The organism is Streptomyces sp. NPDC058221 (assembly GCF_042882365.1).
In the GTDB taxonomy this organism is placed as follows: Bacteria; Actinomycetota; Actinomycetes; order Streptomycetales; family Streptomycetaceae; genus Streptomyces.
Genome location: NZ_JBHVWF010000068.1, coordinates 22,362 through 39,795 on the forward strand (window position 1 = coordinate 22,362; position 17,434 = coordinate 39,795).

13 protein-coding genes are annotated in these 17,434 nt (G+C 71.7%); 10 read left to right on the forward strand and 3 right to left on the reverse strand.

The window, feature by feature from the left end:
* Positions 1-72: 72 nt before the first annotated feature.
* Positions 73-1,725, reverse strand: a complete 1,653-nt coding sequence (locus ACFVW8_RS21805) for a penicillin-binding transpeptidase domain-containing protein (RefSeq protein WP_389692422.1) — start codon at positions 1,723-1,725, stop codon at positions 73-75.
* A 133-nt stretch (positions 1,726-1,858) separates the two neighbouring features.
* Positions 1,859-3,637 (reverse strand): dolichyl-phosphate-mannose--protein mannosyltransferase, encoded by a 1,779-nt coding sequence (locus ACFVW8_RS21810; protein ID WP_389692424.1) that lies wholly within the window; start codon positions 3,635-3,637, stop codon positions 1,859-1,861.
* Positions 3,638-3,690: 53 nt separating this feature from the next.
* Between ACFVW8_RS21810 and rsmI the strand changes: the two genes are divergently transcribed.
* The 6 genes from rsmI to ACFVW8_RS21840 all read left to right on the forward strand — a co-directional run bounded on the left by rsmI (position 3,691) and on the right by ACFVW8_RS21840 (position 9,299).
* The gene (rsmI, locus tag ACFVW8_RS21815; RefSeq protein WP_389692426.1) at positions 3,691-4,587 is read left to right on the forward strand and encodes a 16S rRNA (cytidine(1402)-2'-O)-methyltransferase; all 897 of its coding nucleotides are present in this window, start codon (positions 3,691-3,693) and stop codon (positions 4,585-4,587) included.
* A 160-nt stretch (positions 4,588-4,747) separates the two neighbouring features.
* Positions 4,748-5,140, forward strand: coding sequence for a hypothetical protein (locus ACFVW8_RS21820; RefSeq protein WP_389692428.1), 393 nt, complete (start codon positions 4,748-4,750; stop codon positions 5,138-5,140).
* A 33-nt stretch (positions 5,141-5,173) separates the two neighbouring features.
* A complete protein-coding gene (locus ACFVW8_RS21825) occupies positions 5,174-6,040 on the forward strand; it encodes a TatD family hydrolase (protein ID WP_389692430.1) in 867 nt (288 codons plus the stop codon).
* A gap of 121 nt (positions 6,041-6,161) precedes the next feature.
* Positions 6,162-7,388 carry a ubiquitin-like domain-containing protein gene (locus ACFVW8_RS21830; RefSeq protein WP_389692432.1) on the forward strand — a complete coding sequence of 409 codons (1,227 nt, stop codon included), beginning with the start codon at positions 6,162-6,164 and terminating at the stop codon, positions 7,386-7,388.
* A 64-nt stretch (positions 7,389-7,452) separates the two neighbouring features.
* Positions 7,453-8,409 (forward strand): 16S rRNA (adenine(1518)-N(6)/adenine(1519)-N(6))-dimethyltransferase RsmA, encoded by a 957-nt coding sequence (rsmA, locus tag ACFVW8_RS21835; protein WP_389692434.1) that lies wholly within the window; start codon positions 7,453-7,455, stop codon positions 8,407-8,409.
* Entirely contained in the window at positions 8,406-9,299 is an 894-nt protein-coding gene (locus tag ACFVW8_RS21840) for a 4-(cytidine 5'-diphospho)-2-C-methyl-D-erythritol kinase (protein ID WP_389692436.1), read from the forward strand. The genes rsmA and ACFVW8_RS21840 overlap by 4 nt, the downstream gene beginning before the upstream one ends.
* Positions 9,300-9,357: 58 nt before the next feature.
* On the opposite strand, the gene ACFVW8_RS21845 is transcribed toward ACFVW8_RS21840, so the two are convergent.
* A complete protein-coding gene (locus ACFVW8_RS21845) occupies positions 9,358-10,005 on the reverse strand; it encodes a lipoprotein (protein WP_389692438.1) in 648 nt (215 codons plus the stop codon).
* 377 nt (positions 10,006-10,382) lie between these two features.
* Here ACFVW8_RS21845 and ACFVW8_RS21850 point away from each other — a divergent pair, with 377 nt between their 5' ends.
* The 4 genes from ACFVW8_RS21850 (at position 10,383) to ACFVW8_RS21865 (ending at position 17,389) form a co-directional block, all read left to right on the forward strand.
* Positions 10,383-11,399, forward strand: a complete 1,017-nt coding sequence (locus ACFVW8_RS21850) for a DUF4328 domain-containing protein (protein WP_389692440.1) — start codon at positions 10,383-10,385, stop codon at positions 11,397-11,399.
* 75 nt (positions 11,400-11,474) lie between these two features.
* A complete protein-coding gene (locus tag ACFVW8_RS21855; protein ID WP_389692442.1) occupies positions 11,475-13,298 on the forward strand; it encodes an ABC-F family ATP-binding cassette domain-containing protein in 1,824 nt (607 codons plus the stop codon).
* A 153-nt stretch (positions 13,299-13,451) separates the two neighbouring features.
* Positions 13,452-15,251, forward strand: a complete 1,800-nt coding sequence (locus ACFVW8_RS21860) for a PQQ-binding-like beta-propeller repeat protein (protein WP_389692444.1) — start codon at positions 13,452-13,454, stop codon at positions 15,249-15,251.
* A 248-nt stretch (positions 15,252-15,499) separates the two neighbouring features.
* Positions 15,500-17,389: a PQQ-binding-like beta-propeller repeat protein gene (locus ACFVW8_RS21865; RefSeq protein ID WP_389692446.1), complete on the forward strand. Its 1,890-nt coding sequence runs from the start codon at positions 15,500-15,502 to the stop codon at positions 17,387-17,389.
* Positions 17,390-17,434: the final 45 nt, after the last annotated feature.

The following is a 17,434-nucleotide window of genomic DNA, read 5'->3' on the forward strand; positions in this document are numbered from 1 at the left end:
GGGATGTACGGCGAAGGCCCCTGCCGCGGGCGGGCAGGGGCCTCGGGGGCACGGGCGGCCGGCCTTGCGCCGTCACGGTCCCGCGAGCAGGACCTCCGCGACGACCGGCCCCGCCGCGTCTCCGCCGTGGCCGCCGGACTGCACCAGGGCCGCCGCCGCGAGGTTGTTGCTGAAGCCGGTGAACCAGCTGTCGGACGTGGCGTGACCGTCGATCTCCGACGAGCCCGTCTTGGCGCCCTTGGTCCCGCCCACGCGCGCCATGGCCTGGGTGGCGGTGCCTTCCTGGGCCGTGGCGGTGTACTGCAGCATCTGCTTCAACTGCGCCGACACCCCGCCCGGCAGCGGGTTCGCGGTGGCGAAGGTCCGGTTGTCCAGGTCCCTCGGGACAATGTAGGGCTGCAGGAACTGTCCGTGGACGGCGGTGGCGGTCACCGACGCCATGTTCAGCGGGTTCATCTGGACCTTGCCCTGGCCGATGTACGACGCCGCCGTCTCCGCGCCTTCCGATGCGGGCACCTTGCCGTCGACCGTGGCGATGCCGGTCTGCCAGTTGCGGCCGATCCCGAAGTACTGCGCGGCCTCGTTGCCCAGCGCCGTGCCCCGCTTGTCGCCCAGCGGCAGCACCGGCTTGATGAAAGCGGTGTTGCAGGACCTGGCGAAGGCCCTCTTCAACGTGGGGGAGTCCGTCATCGAGAAGTCGTCCAGGTTGTGGAAGGTCACGCCCTCCCAGGGCACCGTGGACGGGCACTCGACCGGCGAGTTCGCGTTGCCGAGACCATTCTGGATGATCATCGCGGCAGTGATGATCTTCATGGTCGAGCCGGGGGCCACCGCGCCGCTCCGGGCCGTTTCGAAGCCGGTCGACGGGTTGTTGGCGATGGCCCGTATCGCGCCGGTCGACGGCTCGACCGCCGCCACGGACGACTTCTCGAACTTCTTCACCCCCCGCTCGGCCGCCGCCTGGATCTTCGCGTCCAGCGTGGTCTGCACCTTGCCCGGTTTCCCCTTGACCAGGGTCAGCAGCGTCTTGTCGGCGCCGTCCGCGTTCGCGCTGTTGATCCAGGTCTCGACACCCACGGTGCCGCCGGCCTTCTCGCCGTACTTCTTGCGCAGTTCGTCCAGGATGCCGCCCAGCGAGGGGTACTTCTCCTTGGTGAGTACCTGGCCGTTGCGGTCGACCGCCTCGATCGACGCGGTCGACGCCTCGCCCGTCTCCAGCGACTCGCCCTTGCCCAGGTCCGGGTGGATGACGGAGGGCTTCCAGTCGACGAGCGCGTTTCCGGTGGTCAGTCCGCGCACCACGGTCAGCTCGGACGCGTACGACCAGGGCTTCGTCTTCCCCTTGTAGGAGACGGTCGCCTTGACGGTGTACGGGACCTTGGAGCCGACCGCCGGGCCGGGCGTGATGACGGCCTTGGTGACATGGGCCGTGTCGCTGTAGCCGGTCAGCGCCGGCCGGGCGTCGCCGTCGTTGTTGGTGAGCTGGGCCGCTACCTCCGCGTCGCCCTTCGCCCACGCTGCGAGGAACTTCTTCGACGTCTCGGCTGTCTCCTGCTTGGTGACCGGGCCGGTCCGCACCTCCTGCGAGGTGGTCTCGGCGTCCGAGCCGCCCCCGACGCCGCTGTCTCCGAGCCCGTCCAGGATGTTGTACGCCCCGTAGCCGACTCCGCCGACCACGACGGCGAACACCCCGCCTATGACGGCCACCTTCGCTCCACTGCGCATACCTGCAGTCCCCCTCCCCAGGAGGCCCCCTTGAACGTGTTCAAGGGGGCTTTTCCGGGCACTTTACGGGACGGACGTGGCAGCGGAGTCGGTTGTTATCGGAATGCGATCCGCCATGGCGTGAACAGACCGGTCAAATCCAGGTATCCAGCCACATGCGATCCCGCCAGGAATCCTCCGGAATGGAGGTCCCGGTGAACAGCGGCCAGAAGTAGATGAAATTCCAGACAATCAGCAGTACCAGTACGCCTGCCGCGACCGCACCCAGCGTCCGGCGCCGTTCCCCCGAGGGGTCGCCGGTCGCCAGGCCCAATTCATGGCGCGTCCCGGTACCCGCCGCCGGCCCCAGCATCGCGCCGATCATCATCGTCACCGCGAGACACAGGAACGGCACGAACACCACCGCGTAGAAAAGGAAGATGGTGCGTTCCTGGTACAGGAACCAGGGCACCCAGCCCGCCGCCACCCCGCAGGCGATCGCGCCGGCCCGCCAGTCGCGGCGGAAGACCCAGCGCCACAGCACGTACAGCAGCGCGAAGCAGGAGGCCCACCACAGCAGCGGCGTGCCGATGGCCAGCACCTCGCGTGCGCACTTGCCGGTCTCCGAGGCGGTGCAGCCGTTCTGCTCCTCGTAGAAGTACGAGACCGGCCTGCCCAGCACGATCCAGCTCCACGGATTGGACTGGTAGGTGTGACCGGACGTCAGGTTCACATGGAATTCGTAGACCTGGTTCTCGTAGTGCCACAGGCTGCGCAGCCAGTCCGGCAGCCAGGTCCAGCTGCCGCCCTTGCCGTCGGTGGCCGCCCAGTCCCGGTAGTAGCCGTGCCGGCTGGGGGAGTTGTGGATGATCCAGCCGGTCCAGGAGGCGATGTAGGTGAGGATCGCCACCGGAACCGTGGAGACGAACGCCGGGACCAGGTCCCGCTTCAGCACCGCCGTGTACGGCCGCACCGCACCCGCCGTACGCCGTGCGCCCACGTCCCACAGGACCGTCATCAGGCCGAACGCGACCAGGACGTACAGCCCGTTCCACTTGGTGGCGAAGGCCAGGCCCAGGGAGAGCCCGGCCGCGATCCGCCACGGGCGCCAGCCCAGCCGCAGGTTCTCCGCGACCCCGGCGTCCGGCCGCAGCACGCCCTCCGCGTCGACCGGCAGCGCGGCCGCCAGCCGGCGCCTGGCCCAGTCGCGGTCGGCCAGCAGACAGCCGAACGCGGCCAGTACGAAGAACATCAGCACCAGGTCGAGCAGTGCGGTGCGGCTCATCACGAAGTGCAGCCCGTCCACCGTGAGCAGCCCGCCCGCCAGACAGCCCAGGAACGTCGAGCGGAAGAGCCTGCGGCCGATCCGGCACAGCATCAGCACCGAGAGCGTGCCGAGCACCGCGACCATGAACCGCCAGCCGAACGGCGTGAAGCCGAAGAGCTGCTCACCGATCCCGATGATCCACTTGCCGACCGGGGGGTGCACCACATAGCCGGGGTCGGTGGGGATGTTCACCCGGGACGGGTCGCTGAGGATCAGCTTGTCGATGTCCTTGGGCCACGCCCCCTCGTACCCCTGGTTGATCAGCGCCCAGGAGTCCTTGGCGTAGTACGTCTCGTCGAATATCACCGCGTGCGGGCTGCCCAGCTTCCAGAACCGCAGCACTCCCGCGACCAGCGCGACCAGCAGCGGACCGCCCCAGGCCGACCAGCGCAGCAGCCGGTCCGCAAGCACCGGGGGCACTCCGAGCACCGCCCACAGCCGGTTCCCGGGGCGGGTGTACGGCGGAACCAGCCGTTCCCGCAGCCCGATCCCGGGCCGCGGCGAATGACCGAAGCGGCGGAGCCGCTGCTGCCAGGGAGTCGGCTCCGGGCCGTGCTGGTCCCCGGCGTCTTGGCCCTGCCGGGCTTCGGGCGCTGTACTCGTCACCGCGCCATCGTAGGGAACGCATCTGTGCGAGTGGTGCCGCCCGTGCTGGGAGGATGGACCTTGTGACGGAGACGACTGGAACGCTGGTACTCGCAGGGACCCCCATCGGCGATGTGGCGGACGCGCCGCCACGCCTCGCCACCGAACTGGAGACGGCGGACGTCGTCGCCGCCGAGGACACCCGCCGGCTGCGCCGGCTGACCCAGGCGCTGGGCATCCACACCACGGGGCGTGTCGTGTCCTATTTCGAGGGCAACGAGTCGGCCCGTACGCCGGAACTCGTCGAGGCGCTCACCGGTGGCGCCCGCGTGCTGCTGGTCACGGACGCGGGCATGCCGTCCGTCTCCGACCCCGGCTACCGGCTCGTCGCCGCCGCGGTGGAGCAGGGCATCAAGGTCACCGCCGTGCCCGGCCCGTCGGCCGTACTCACCGCGCTCGCCCTGTCCGGGCTGCCGGTGGACCGGTTCTGTTTCGAGGGCTTCCTGCCGCGCAAGGGCGGAGAACGCCTCGGCAAGCTCCGTGAGGTCGCCGACGAGCGCCGCACGATGGTCTTCTTCGAGGCACCGCACCGGCTCGACGACACCCTGGCCGCGATGGCCGAGGTGTTCGGCGCCGACCGGCGCGCCGCGGTGTGCCGGGAGCTGACCAAGACGTACGAGGAAGTGAAGCGCGGTCCGCTGGGCGAGCTCGCCGCCTGGGCGGCCGAGGGCGTACGCGGCGAGATCACCGTCGTCGTCGAGGGCGCGGCCGACTCCGGGGCCGAGGGGCTGGACGCCGAGGAGCTGGTGCGCAGGGTGCAGGTGCGCGAGGAGGCGGGGGAGCGGCGCAAGGAGGCGATCGCCGCCGTCGCCGCGGACGCGGGGCTGCCCAAACGCGAGGTGTTCGACGCGGTCGTAGCGGCAAAGAACGCTGCCAGGACCGGCCCCGCCGATGGCAAAGGACTATCGTAAAAGGCAAAGCCAGAGCCGCGCACCGGCCCCTTTTGCCACGAGAAGGCCAAGACCGCTCCAACACTCGGCAGGGCCCGGTGCGCTTCCACCGGTAAAGGCGTCCACTGGATAACAGGACGCATTCTCCGGAGTGCTTGTCCGGCGGACAAGAGGAGCAGGCATGAGTGAGATCGCAGCAACCACCGCGCACGAGGCGTATGCCTTCGCCTGCATGAGGTGCGGACACGGCTGGGAACAGGCCTACGAAATAGAGCATCACGTCGACGCCTCCAACAACGCTTTCGTGGTCTACAAGGCGGACGGCGAACGAGTGCCCTCCCCCCTTTCCACGCCCACCTGCGGCAACTGCGGCGGGCACGTCGTGCGGATCATGCGGGCCGGCCGGGTCTCGACGGTCCAGCAGCTGCTCCAGAACCGCCGTCCCCTCGACGACACCGGCACCCTCGACACCGGCACCCTCGACCGGGAGGACGAGGCCGTGGCCGCCACCGCCGCTCCGGCCGGTGAGCACCACTGGCACCTTGCCGACCTGCTGCATCCCTTCCGCAAGTGAGGCCCCGGCCACGGTCCTCGTACGATCGTGGCCATGAGCCGTACCGAAGCCCCGCCGCTGCCCGAACCCCTCCGGGTACCGGTCGCCGATTCGCACACGCACCTGGACATGCAGGACGGCACCGTGGAGGAGGGCCTGGCCAGGGCCGCCGCGGTCAACGTGACCACCGTGATCCAGGTGGGATGCGACGTGAAGGGCTCGCGCTGGGCCGCCGAGACGGCGGCCGCGCACCCGAGCGTGCACGCGGCGGTCGCCCTGCACCCCAACGAGGCGCCGCGGATCGTGCACGGGGATCCGGATGGCTGGTCGCGGCAGGGGACGCGCGAAGGGGGCGGCTCGGCCGCTCTGCACGAGGCCCTCGCCGAGATCGACGCACTGGCCGCTCTGGACCACGTGCGCGGCGTCGGTGAGACCGGACTCGACTGCTTCCGGACCGGCCCCGAGGGCATGGCGGCCCAGGAGGAGTCCTTCCGGGCCCATATCGAGATCGCCAAACGGCACGGCAAGGCGCTCGTCATCCACGATCGCGAGGCGCACGCCGATGTGTTGCGGATCCTCGCCGACGCGGGCGCCCCCGAGCGGACCGTCTTCCACTGCTACTCCGGCGACGCGGACATGGCCCGGATCTGCGCGGACGCCGGGTACTTCATGTCGTTCGCGGGCAACATGACCTTCAAGAACGCCCAGCCGCTGCGCGACGCGCTGGCCGTCGCGCCCACGGAACTGGTCCTCGTCGAGACGGACGCGCCGTTCCTCACCCCCGCTCCGTACCGCGGACGGCCTAACGCGCCGTACCTGATTCCGGTCACGCTGCGCGCCATGGCGGCGGTGAAGGGCCTCGACGAGGACACCCTGGCTTCGGCTGTCGCCGACAACACCGCTCGCGCGTTCGACTACTGACCCCCGCCGGCCCACGCGGTCGCGACGCTGGGTAGTCGTGCCGCTTTGGAGAGTCACACCCGCTCCGCTATTGTCCCGGGCGCCAAGAGTGAGCCGGCCGGTACGGATCTTCTGGAGCGTCGTGAGCAATTCGCAGGGCAGTCACCGCGCAGTACGTGGCAGGGGACGGACGGCGGACGCGGCGCCACGCGGCCCCGTCCCGGCCACCGTTCCGGGCCCGTCGCCCGTACCGCTGCACGAGGAGCTGACACTGGCGGCGTGGCCGCTGCACGCACCCACCGTGGTGGATCTGCCGGGTGGCGGCACAGGGCCGACCGTCGTGGACCTGGTGCGGGGTGGCGCCGGCCCGGCCGCCCCTACCGTCGTGGACCTGCCGGGTGGTGGCACGGGGCCGACCGTCGTGGACCTGCCGGGGGCCGGCTCCGTGCTCGCCCCCGCTCCCGGTGGCCGGGCCGGTGCCCGGCGGGCCGGGCGGCGGCGCAGGGGGCCCGCCCGGCCCGAGAACCTGCGGCGGCTGGTGCCGCAGGCGCTCGTCGTGGCGTTCCTGGCAGGCGGCACCACCGCGTTCATCGCCGACGACAAGGCGGTGACGCTGGACATCGACGGGGAGCCGCGCACCCTGCACACCTTCGCGGACGACGTCGGCGAACTCCTCGCGGACGAGGGCATCGCCGTGGACGGCCACCGGACGGTCATCCCTGACCCGGCGAGCGCTCTCGGCAACGGCGACGAGATCACCGTCCGCAGCCGGCGCCCGGTGACGCTCACGCTCGACGGGGTGCGGCGCCGGGTCTGGACCTCGGAGCACACGGTCGGCGACGCCCTGCGACGGCTCGGGGTGCGTGCCGAGGGGGCCTATCTCTCCGTTTCCCGGGCCGCGCCGATCGGCCGCACCGGACTGGCGCTGGACGTGCGCACCGAACGCACCGTGACCGTGATGGCCGACGGCCGCGAACACACCGTCCGCACCAACGCCGCCACCGTCCGCGAGGCCGTGGCCCGGGCCGGTGTCACCCTGCGCGGCGACGACACCACGTCCGTGGCCCCGGAGAGCTTCCCGCGCGAGGGCCAGACCGTCTCGGTGCTGCGGATCACCACCACCCGAGAGGTGCGCGAGGAGCCGCTGCCGTACGCCGTCGAGCGGACCGGGGACGGCTCGCTGGCCGCCGGTACGGAGGTCGTCGAACGGAAGGGGCGGGACGGCACCCGCCGGGTCATGTACGTCCTGCGGACCGTCAACGGTGTCCGGCAGAAGCCCAGAGAGGTGGACGCTGAGGTGGTGCGGGAGCCGGTCAGCCAGGTCGTGAAGGCCGGCACCGGGAGGCGCACCGCCGGGAGGCGGTCCTGAGGTCCGTCCCGCAGGGCCTGTCCGGCGGGCGGGACACGGGCCGCCCGGCCCGTAGGCTTGACGGGTGAGCACCACAGAGCCCGACGCCCTCCTGGGCCCCGCAGACATCCGCGAGCTGGCCGCGACGCTGGGCGTACGCCCCACCAAGCAGCGCGGCCAGAACTTCGTCATCGACGCCAACACGGTCCGCCGGATCGTGCGCACCGCGGAAGTCCGCCCCGACGACGTGGTGGTCGAGATCGGCCCCGGTCTCGGTTCGCTGACCCTGGCGCTGCTGGAGGCGGCCCGCCGGGTCGTCGCCGTCGAGATCGACGACGTGCTGGCGGGCGCGCTGCCGGCCACGGTCGCCGCCCGGATGCCGGAGCGCGCGGACCGGTTCGCCCTCGTCCACTCGGACGCGATGCTGGTACGGGAACTGCCGGGCCCGCCGCCGACCGCACTGGTCGCCAACCTTCCGTACAACGTCGCCGTGCCCGTGCTGCTCACCATGCTCGACCGTTTCCCGACCATCGAGCGGACCCTGGTCATGGTGCAGGCCGAGGTCGCCGACCGGCTGGCCGCGCGGCCGGGCAACAAGGTCTACGGAGTGCCGTCGGTGAAGGCCAACTGGTACACCGACGTCAAGCGCGCCGGTTCCATCGGCCGCAAGGTCTTCTGGCCCGCCCCGAACGTCGACTCGGGACTCGTCTCCCTGGTGCGCCGGGCCGAGCCCGTCGCCACGACGGCGAGCAAGGCCGAGGTCTTCGCGGTCGTCGACGCCGCGTTCGCCCAGCGCCGCAAGACGCTGCGCGCGGCGCTGTCCGGCTGGGCGGGATCCGCGCCCGCCGCCGAAGCCGCCCTCGTCGCGGCCGGCGTCTCGCCGCAGGCCCGCGGCGAGGCCCTGACCGTCGAGGAGTTCGCCGCCATCGCCGAGAACAAGCCCGTGGGGAGCGCGACAGGGGACCCGTCGTCCGGGAGCGCCGGCGGCAGCGGGTCCGCCGGAAGCACCGCAGGCGACCGGACCGAGGGGGGTGCCGAGTGAGCGTCACCGTCCGCGTTCCGGCCAAGGTCAACGTCCAGCTCGCGGTCGGCGCCGCGCGCTCCGACGGCTTCCACGACCTGGCCAACGTCTTCCTCGCCGTCGGCCTGTACGACGAGGTCACCGTCACCCCGGCCGACGATCTGCGCATCACCTGCTCCGGGCCGGACGCCGCACAGGTCCCGCTGGACGCCACCAACCTCGCCGCCCGCGCCGCGATCGCCCTGGCCGGGCGCCACGGCATCGAGCCCCGGGTGCACATCCACATCGACAAGGACATCCCGGTCGCGGGCGGGATGGCGGGCGGCAGTGCCGACGGCGCCGGCGCCCTGCTGGCGTGCGACGCGCTCTGGTCCACCGGAGCCGGCCGCGAGGAGCTGCTGGCCATCTGCGCGGAGCTGGGCAGCGATGTCCCGTTCAGCCTGGTCGGCGGCGCGGCCCTCGGGGTGGGCCGCGGCGAGCAGCTGACCCCGGTGGAGACCGGCGGCACGTTCCACTGGGTCTTCGCGGTCGCCGACGGCGGACTCTCCACGCCGGCGGTGTACCGCGAGTTCGACCGGCTCACGGCGGGGACGGCAGTACCCGAGCCCGTCGCGTCCCCGGTGCTCCTGGAGGCGCTGCGGACCGGCGACACCCAGGCTCTGGCCGCTGCCCTGAGCAACGGCCTCCAGCCTGCCGCACTCTCGCTGCGGCCCTCGCTGGCCGACACCCTGGCCGCGGGCACCGCCGCGGGCGCCGCGGCCGCGCTGGTCTCCGGCTCGGGGCCGACCACCGCGTTCCTGACCGAGGACGAGGCGTCCGCCCGCAAGGTCGCCGATGCGCTGATCGCCTCGGGAACCTGCCGCAGCGCCCGCACCGCGACCTCCCCGGCGCCGGGCGCCACGCTCCGCTGACGGGACGGCTGCGGGCTCCGCCGGCCGGATGCCGCCGGCAGAGCCCGCACCCCCCACCTCAGCCGAGCCGCAGGCTCCGCTTCGCCAGCTCGTACGCGGGGAGCATGTCCCGGTGTTCCTGCGAGTCCAGTCCGCCCAGGTGCACCACGACCGGTCCGTCCGGAGTGGCGACGGCGAAGGCCCGTGCCTCGCGCGACTCGTCCATGACCTCGCTGCGGACGGTGTAGGCGACCTCGGTCACGGCGAGCTTTCCGACCGTGGTCCGTGAGTACGTCGTCCCCGACGCGTTCTCGTCGGCCGCCACGAATTCCTCCAGCACCTGACGCGGGGAGGCGGCACCCTTTCCTTCGCCCTGCCACACCCGCAGGAACCCGATGTGCCCCGCGGGCTTCGCGTCGATCTCGCAGGCCATGGAGACCGGGCCCTGCATGCCGAGCGCGGCGTCCACGGGGGAGCCGGAGCCGAGGGTGACGGCCTTCGCCTTCCACCGCTTCGCCACGTCGAAGGTGACACGCAACTCGCACCCGGACCCTGCGCGCCCGACCGTGCCTGCCCCGGCCTCCGCGCTGCCGGTGGCGCTCCCGGCCGTCACCCCGCCGCCCGGCGACGCCTCCGCCCCGGTGCCGCCGCCCGGCTCCGCCGAACATCCGGCCAGCGCCCCCGCGACCAGCAGTACGGGGACGAGCCCCCGAACCGTACGACCCACCACAACGTCTCCCCACCCCGGAATCCAGGGGTTGGCTCCCCCGGCCGCAGATCATTTCGCGCCAGGTATCGCACGGTCCACGCAGAGTTATCCACAGGGTGTGGTGGGGATCACAAGGGGCCCGTAGCCTGGGCTTTCCACGTTGGGAAGCGCGCAGGCGCCGGGGGTCGGGGGTCGGTATGAAGTGCGGACGCTGTGATTCGGCGGTTCAGGGGCCGGACGGCCGCTGCGCGCGCTGCGACAGCCCGCAGGCGCCTCCGGCACAGGCGGCGCAGGGTCACCCCGTGCCGCCTGTGCAGGACGCCGTGCCGCCTGTGCAGGGCGCACCCGTGCAGGACATGCCCGCGTCGCCCGTGCGGGATACGCCCGTGCCGCCCGTGCCTGACAGACCCGCTCCGCCGGCGCCGCCCGCCGGGCCCGTGCCGTTCGTGGAGGCGCCGCCGCGGTACCCGCCGGTGGTGCGCCCGTCCCCGGCCGGTGGGCTGGGTACGGCGACCGTGGTGCTGTTCTCGGTGGTGGCGGGCCTCGCGCTGCTGCGGCTCGTCGCGGACATGAATCTGTACGAGAAGCTGGACAGCCCCTGGGCGGCCTATTTCGCGCTGCGTGGTGAGCGGCCGCTCAGCGGCTTCTGGGCCACCGCGGTGGTGCTGCTGAACGTGTCCTTCCTCGGGGCCGTACCGGTCTTCCTCTGCTGGTTCCACCGGCTGCGGATGAACGCGGAAGCGCTCGCGCCCGGCCGGCACCGCACCTCGCCGGGGATGGCCGTCGGCGCGTGGTTCATCCCGGTGGCCAACTGGTGGATACCGAAGCAGATCACCGACGACATCGCCGCCGCGGCGGAGGGCCCGCCGCAGGCCGGCCCTTACGGCTACCCGCTCCGCCGGCCGGGCAGTGGAGCCGTCACCGGGTGGTGGATCACGTGGGTGATCTCCAGCGCCTTCGCGGCCCTGGCCTGGATCCAGTTCAGCTCGGTGGACGAGACGGACTTCGACGGCATACGCACCGCGTTGTTCCTGCTGGCCGTCTCCGACGTCACGCTGGCGGGCGCGGGCGTCGTGGGGGCGGTCGCGGTCCGGCAGCTGACCACGGCGCAGGACGCCCGCCTAGGCTTCGGCCCCCCGCCGATGGGGACACGGCCGCCACAGCCCTACCCGGGACCGCCGCCGGGTCCCTACCCCGGACCGCCGCCGGGTCCCTACCCCGGGCCTCCGGCGGGTCCCTACCCCGGGCCTCCGGCGGGTCCCTACCCCGGGCCTCCGCGGGGCGCCCAACCCGGGCCTCCGCCGGGATCGCCGCCCGGACCGCACCACCCGGGACCGCCCCCGCAAGCGCCGCCCGGCCCGCACCCCGGCCCGCTCCCACAGGCGTCGCCGGGGCCCGGCCCGCACGGGTGAGCGGGCGCTCGTACGGAGCCGCGCACCATGGCGACTACGCTGAAGGTCAGTGTTTTCCTTCGAGCTGGAGCGTAAGTGGCCGTCAACCTCGTCAATGTCGAGCAGGTCAGCAAGGTGTACGGCACCCGTGCGCTGCTCGACGGTGTGTCCCTCGGTGTGTCCGAGGGGGACCGGATCGGTGTCGTCGGTCGTAACGGAGACGGCAAGACGACCCTCATCCGGATGCTCGCCAAGCTGGAGGACGCGGACACCGGCCGCGTCACCCACAACGGCGGGCTGCGTCTCGGCGTCCTGACCCAGCACGACTCGCTCGACCCGCAGGCGACGGTCAGGCACGAGGTCATCGGTGACCTCGCCGACCACGAGTGGGCGGGCAGCGCCAAGATCCGCGACGTACTGACCGGGCTCTTCGGCGGACTCGACCTGCCGGGCTTCGAGCACGGCCTGGACACCGTCATCGCCCCGCTCTCCGGCGGTGAGCGCCGCCGGATCGCGCTCGCGAAGCTGCTCATCGCCGAACAGGACCTGATCGTCCTCGACGAGCCGACCAACCACCTCGACGTCGAGGGCATCTCCTGGCTGGCCGGCCATCTGCGCGCCCGCCGCTCGGCACTGGTCTGCGTCACCCACGACCGGTGGTTCCTGGACCAGGTCTGCACGCGCATGTGGGACGTCCAGCGTGGCACGGTCCACGAGTACGAGGGCGGCTACAGCGACTACGTCTTCGCCCGGGCCGAGCGGGAGCGGATCGCCGCCACCGAGGAGGGCAAGCGGCAGAACCTGATGCGCAAGGAGCTGGCCTGGCTGCGGCGCGGCGCCCCCGCCCGTACGTCGAAGCCGCGCTACCGCATCGAGGCGGCCAACGAGCTGATCGCCGATGTGCCGCCGCCCCGTGACACCAGCGCGCTGATGAAGTTCGCCAACGCCCGGCTCGGCAAGACCGTCTTCGACCTGGAGGACGTGACCGTCCAGGCCGGCCCCAAGACGCTGCTCACCCACCTCACCTGGCAGCTCGGCCCCGGCGACCGGATCGGTCTGGTCGGGGTCAACGGCGCGGGCAAGACCTCGCTGCTGCGGGCGCTGGCCGAGGCGGCCCGTACCCAGGGCGACGAGCAGCCCGCGGCCGGGAAGGTCGTCGTCGGCAAGACGGTCAAGCTGGCCTACCTCTCCCAGGAGGTCGCCGAGCTCAACCCGAACCTCCGGGTGCTCGAAGCGGTCCAGCAGGTGCGGGACCGGGTCGACCTCGGCAAGGGCCGGGAGATGACCGCGGGCCAGCTCTGCGAGCAGTTCGGCTTCACCAAGGAGAAGCAGTGGACCCCGGTCGGCGATCTGTCGGGCGGTGAGCGCCGCCGGCTGCAGATCCTGCGGCTGCTGATGGACGAGCCCAACGTGCTCTTCCTCGACGAGCCCACCAACGACCTGGACATCGAGACCCTGACCCAGCTGGAGGACCTGCTCGACGGCTGGCCCGGGTCGATGATCGTGATCTCCCACGACCGGTTCTTCATCGAGCGGACCACGGACCGGGTGCTGGCGCTGCTCGGTGACCGCTCGCTGCGGATGCTGCCGCGCGGTATCGACGAGTACCTGGAGCGCAGGCGGCAGATGGCCGCGGCGGGCACCCCCGCCGCGGTGGCGCCCACGCCGTCCTCGCCGTCCGCCCCCGCACCGGCTCCGGGCGTTTCGCCGCAGGAGGCACGCGCGGCGAAGAAGGAGCTGCAGAAGGTCGAGCGGCAGCTCGACAAGATGTCGACCCGCGAGACGACGCTGCACGCCCAGATCGCCGACAACGCCACGGACTTCGAGAAGGTGGCGAAGCTGGACGCAGAACTGCGTGAACTGGTGGCGGAGCGCGATGTGCTGGAGATGCGCTGGCTGGAACTGGCCGAGGACGCCTGACCGCTGAGCCGCACCGCCGTGCAACTCGGACGGCCGGTGCGGTCGGTGGGGCTCTTTGGGGCCTGTGGGGCGGATGGTAGAAAGAGATCTTGCCCGGCGCGGTAGCCGGACCGTGCCACACCGCAGGTGACAGAGGAACAGGGGGACGGGCCGATGAGCCAGCCGCCCGGACAGCAGCCGCCACAGGGTGAGTTCGGAGCCCCTTACGGCCCGCCGCCCGAGCAGACGCCCGCGGCCCCGGGCGAGGGCACGGCGCAGCCGGCCGGCCCGTACGGAGCCCCCGCACAGCCGGGCCCCTACGGACAGCCCGCGCCGGGGTACGGCCAACCCCCGCAGCCCGCCCCCGGCTACGGGCACCCGGCCCAGCCCGCCCCCGGCTACGGATATCCGCCGCAGCCCGGCCCGTACGGGCAGCCGGCGCAGGGCTACGGCTACCCGGCGCAGCAGCCACAACAGCCGGCGCAGCCGCCGCAGTCCGGCGGGCCCCGCGGCGGCGGGTGGTTCCGCGGCCGGACCGGCGTGATCGTCGGCGCCGTGCTCGCGGTGGCGCTCCTGGCCGGTGGCGGCATCTGGTACGCCGTCGGCGGGGACGACAGGGGAGGGAAGCCGGCGGCGGGTCCGACGGGCGGCTCGGAGCAGCCCGGCCCCACGCCCTCGCCGAACCCGACCAGGGAGAAGAAGCGGGAGGACGGCAAGCTCGGCCCCGACGCGGAGGCAGCGGCCGTCAACGCCAAGCGCAAGCCGGGCGAGGCGAAGATGCTCTGGCTCCAGGAGGGCGGCGTCGACCTGCCGGAGGGCGGCGAGGACGTGTACGGCCCGTGGATCGTCGGGGACACCGTCGTCAAGGCGATGTACCACACCGTCACGGGTTACGGGGTGACGGACGGCAAGCTCAAGTGGAGCCTGCGGCTGACCACCAACGCGTGCGCGGCGCCTTCGCAGCCCACCGCCGACGGCAAGATCGTGCTGGGCGTCAAGCACACCACGTCGGGCGACTCCGAATGCGACGCCCTCCAGATGATCGACCTCAGGACGGGAAAGGCCGGCTGGCACAAGTCGTACGTCCGCAAGGGCCTCTGGGACGGGCTCTCCGACCTCAGGATGGCGATCAACGGCGACACCGTGACCGTGGGGCGCACCAGCAGGACGGACGCCTTCCGGGTCAGTGACGGCAAGGTGCTGTTCGGGAAACTGCCCGGCAACTGCCAGCCGTTCGGGTTCGCCAGCGGGGACGTGGCCATCGCCGCCGCCAGCTGCCAGACCGCCGCGGACGACCACAAGGAACAACTGATCCAGAAGATGGACCCGGTCACCGGCAAGGTGCTGTGGTCGTACAAGGTCAAGAAGGGCTGGGAGGTCGCGCAGATCTACTCCGCCGATCCTCCGGTGATCGCGCTCAAGCAGCCGGAGAAGCTGGCTGTTCTGGTGCTCAACGCCAACGGCACCTATCGTTCCCAGCTCTCCGGGGGGCCGGGCAACTACGCGGTCAGGTGCGACGAGGACTTGATCGTCCAGGGCCGCAACCTCGACAACTGCGTCGGGGCGGCCGCCGATGCGAACACGTTCTACATGAGGACCGGGCCCGTCGATGTCAAAACCGGCGACGGCAACAAGGTCGCCGCCTTCGATCTGGCCACCGGCAAGCCCAGGTGGACGGTCTCCTCGCCGGCCGACCGCTCCCTCACCCCGCTGCGGACGGAGGGCGGCAGGCTGCTGATGTATCTCGCGCCGGCCAAGAACAAGGGGGGCGGCATCGCCTCCATCCCGTCCACCGGCGGAAAGTGGCAGATGGTGATGCGCCACCCGGCCGCCGGTGCCGAGGACGAGCGCGACCTGACCGACCCGCGCATCGTCTATGCGGGCGGCCGCACCATCCTGGGGCAGACCCGGATAAGCGGAATCAGCGGGGACGACGAAATCTGGATGCGGTCGATGGTGGCCTTCGGCAGCTGACGGCCGGGGGCGTAACGGCGGCATCACGGGCCGGTTCTCCCTTGGGAACAGGGGTGGACCGAACCGAGGGCGGTGGTGGGGCGGGTGGTACAAAGAAGCCCCGCTCGACTGTCGTAACACTGCGGGATCCATGCCCGATTCGCTCCATTTCGCTGGAGATTCAGGGGGTCTTGTCCGACTCCTGGAGCCCGGCGGAATCGCGGGGGAGTCCGGAACGGGCACCGGACCGCACGAAGGGGGACGCGCTGATGACCCAGCCGCCCAGCCAGCAACCGCCGCAGGGAGGCTTCGGCGCTCCGCAGGAGCCGCCGCAGGGGGTCCCTCAGCCGCCCCAGGGCCCGCCGCAGACGCCGCCGCCCGCGCAGCCCCCGGCTGCCCCGCCCGGTCCGCCTTCGGCGCAGCCGGGCTACGGCTACCCGCAGCAGCCCGGCCAGCCGCAGCAGCCCCCGTACGGCCAGCCGCAGCAGCCGGGCCCGTACGACAAGCCGCAGCAGCCGGGCCAGCCGCAGCAGCCCGGCCCCTACGGTCAGCCGCAGCCGGGTCCCTACGGCCAGCAGCAGCCGGGCCCCTACGCCCAGCAGCCCGGTCCGTACGGCCAGCCGCAGCAGCCCGGTTACGGATATCCGCAGCAGCAGTACCCCGGCTCACCGGTCGGGGGAGGTCCGGCGGGTCCCGGTGGCGGCAACCCCTTCAAGGGCAAGCCCCTGATGATCGTCGCCGCCGCGGTCGTCGGACTGCTGGTCGTCGGCGGCGGCGTCTACCTGGCCACGAGCGGGGGTGACGACGACAAGAAGCCGGTCGCGAAGCAGAGCGACGACGTCCAGAAGCCGTCCACCTCCCCGTCCGTGGACGAGGGGGACGGCAACGGGACGGGCCGTGACGCCGACGACGACCTGAACGGCGGGCGCAAGCCCGGCGAGGCGAAGGTCCTCTGGCTCCAGAAGAACGACGTCGACCTCCCGAAGAACGGCTCCGACGTGTACGGGCCGTGGATTGTCGGCGACACCGTCGTCAAGGGCATGTACCGCACGGTCTCCGGCTTCTCGGTGGCCGACGGCAAGCAGAAGTGGACGCTGAAGCTGGGCACGGACATCTGCTCCGCACCGGAGCAGACCACCAGCGACGGCAAGATCGTCATCGGCGTGAAGAACGGCACCACCTCCAAGGCGGACTGCTCGGACCTCCAGCTGATCGACCTCAACACCGGCAAGACCGGCTGGAAGAAGTCGATCAAGAGCAGTGGCCTGTTCGACATGATGTCGGACATCTCCCTCGCGATCAGCGGCGACACCGTGACGGTCGGCCGCACCGGCGCATCGAACGCCTTCCGGGTGAGCGACGGCAAGGAGCTGTTCGGCAAGCGGGACGGCATCTGCCAGCCGTTCGCCTTCGCGGGCGGATCCAAGCTGATCGCCGCCACGAACTGCCGCACCGACGACGTCGACAAGCCGCAGCACGAGGTCGAGGAGGTCGACCCGGTCACCGGGAAGCCCAAGTGGACCTACAAGCCCGCGCGCGGCTGGGAGATCGACAAGTTCTACTCGGTGAGCCCGCTCGTCGTCTCGCTGACCAAGGGCAGCGGCGACGACAAGCAGTGGAGCGTCCTGGCGCTCAAGGAGAACGGCTCGCTCCGCTCCCAGATCGTCAGCGACAAGGGCGACAAGTTCTCGACGAGCTGCGGCAGTGCCTTCGCCATCTTCGGCAAGTCCGTCGACGGCTGTGACGGTGTCGTGGCGGATCCCAACACGCTCTACCTGACGACACAGGACGACACCAGCGGCACCGCCCGGACCAACAAGGTCGTCGCGTTCAACCTCAACACCGGCAAGACGAAGTGGAAGGCCAAGGCCCCCGCCGAGCAGACCATGAGGCCGTTGCGCATGGAGGGCGGCAGCCTGGTGCTCTACGTGGACGCCGCTTACGGCAAGGGCGGCGGTATCGCCACACTCGGGTCGGGCGGCGGTACTCCGCAGATGGTGTTGAAGCACCCGGCCTCGACGGCGGAGATCGAGAGCGGCTTCTACGACGAGAAGATCCTGTACGAAGGCGGCCGTTCGTTCATCGTGAGCGGCCGGGTCAGTGCCACCAACGACAAGGCAGAGCTGGAGACGAAGACCATGATGGCCTTCGGCAAGTAACAGCTCCCCCACGGCACCCGCAGGAACCCCGTCCGGCCGCGCGCC

Coding starts and splice junctions, on each gene's coding strand:
- ACFVW8_RS21805 (WP_389692422.1), bottom strand. CDS start 1,725: ATGCGCAGTGGAGCGAAGGTGGCCGTCATAGGCGGGGTGTTCGCCGTC.
- rsmI (WP_389692426.1), top strand. CDS start 3,691: ATGGACCTTGTGACGGAGACGACTGGAACGCTGGTACTCGCAGGGACC.
- ACFVW8_RS21820 (WP_389692428.1), top strand. CDS start 4,748: ATGAGTGAGATCGCAGCAACCACCGCGCACGAGGCGTATGCCTTCGCC.
- ACFVW8_RS21825 (WP_389692430.1), top strand. CDS start 5,174: ATGAGCCGTACCGAAGCCCCGCCGCTGCCCGAACCCCTCCGGGTACCG.
- ACFVW8_RS21860 (WP_389692444.1), top strand. CDS start 13,452: ATGAGCCAGCCGCCCGGACAGCAGCCGCCACAGGGTGAGTTCGGAGCC.
- ACFVW8_RS21865 (WP_389692446.1), top strand. CDS start 15,500: ATGACCCAGCCGCCCAGCCAGCAACCGCCGCAGGGAGGCTTCGGCGCT.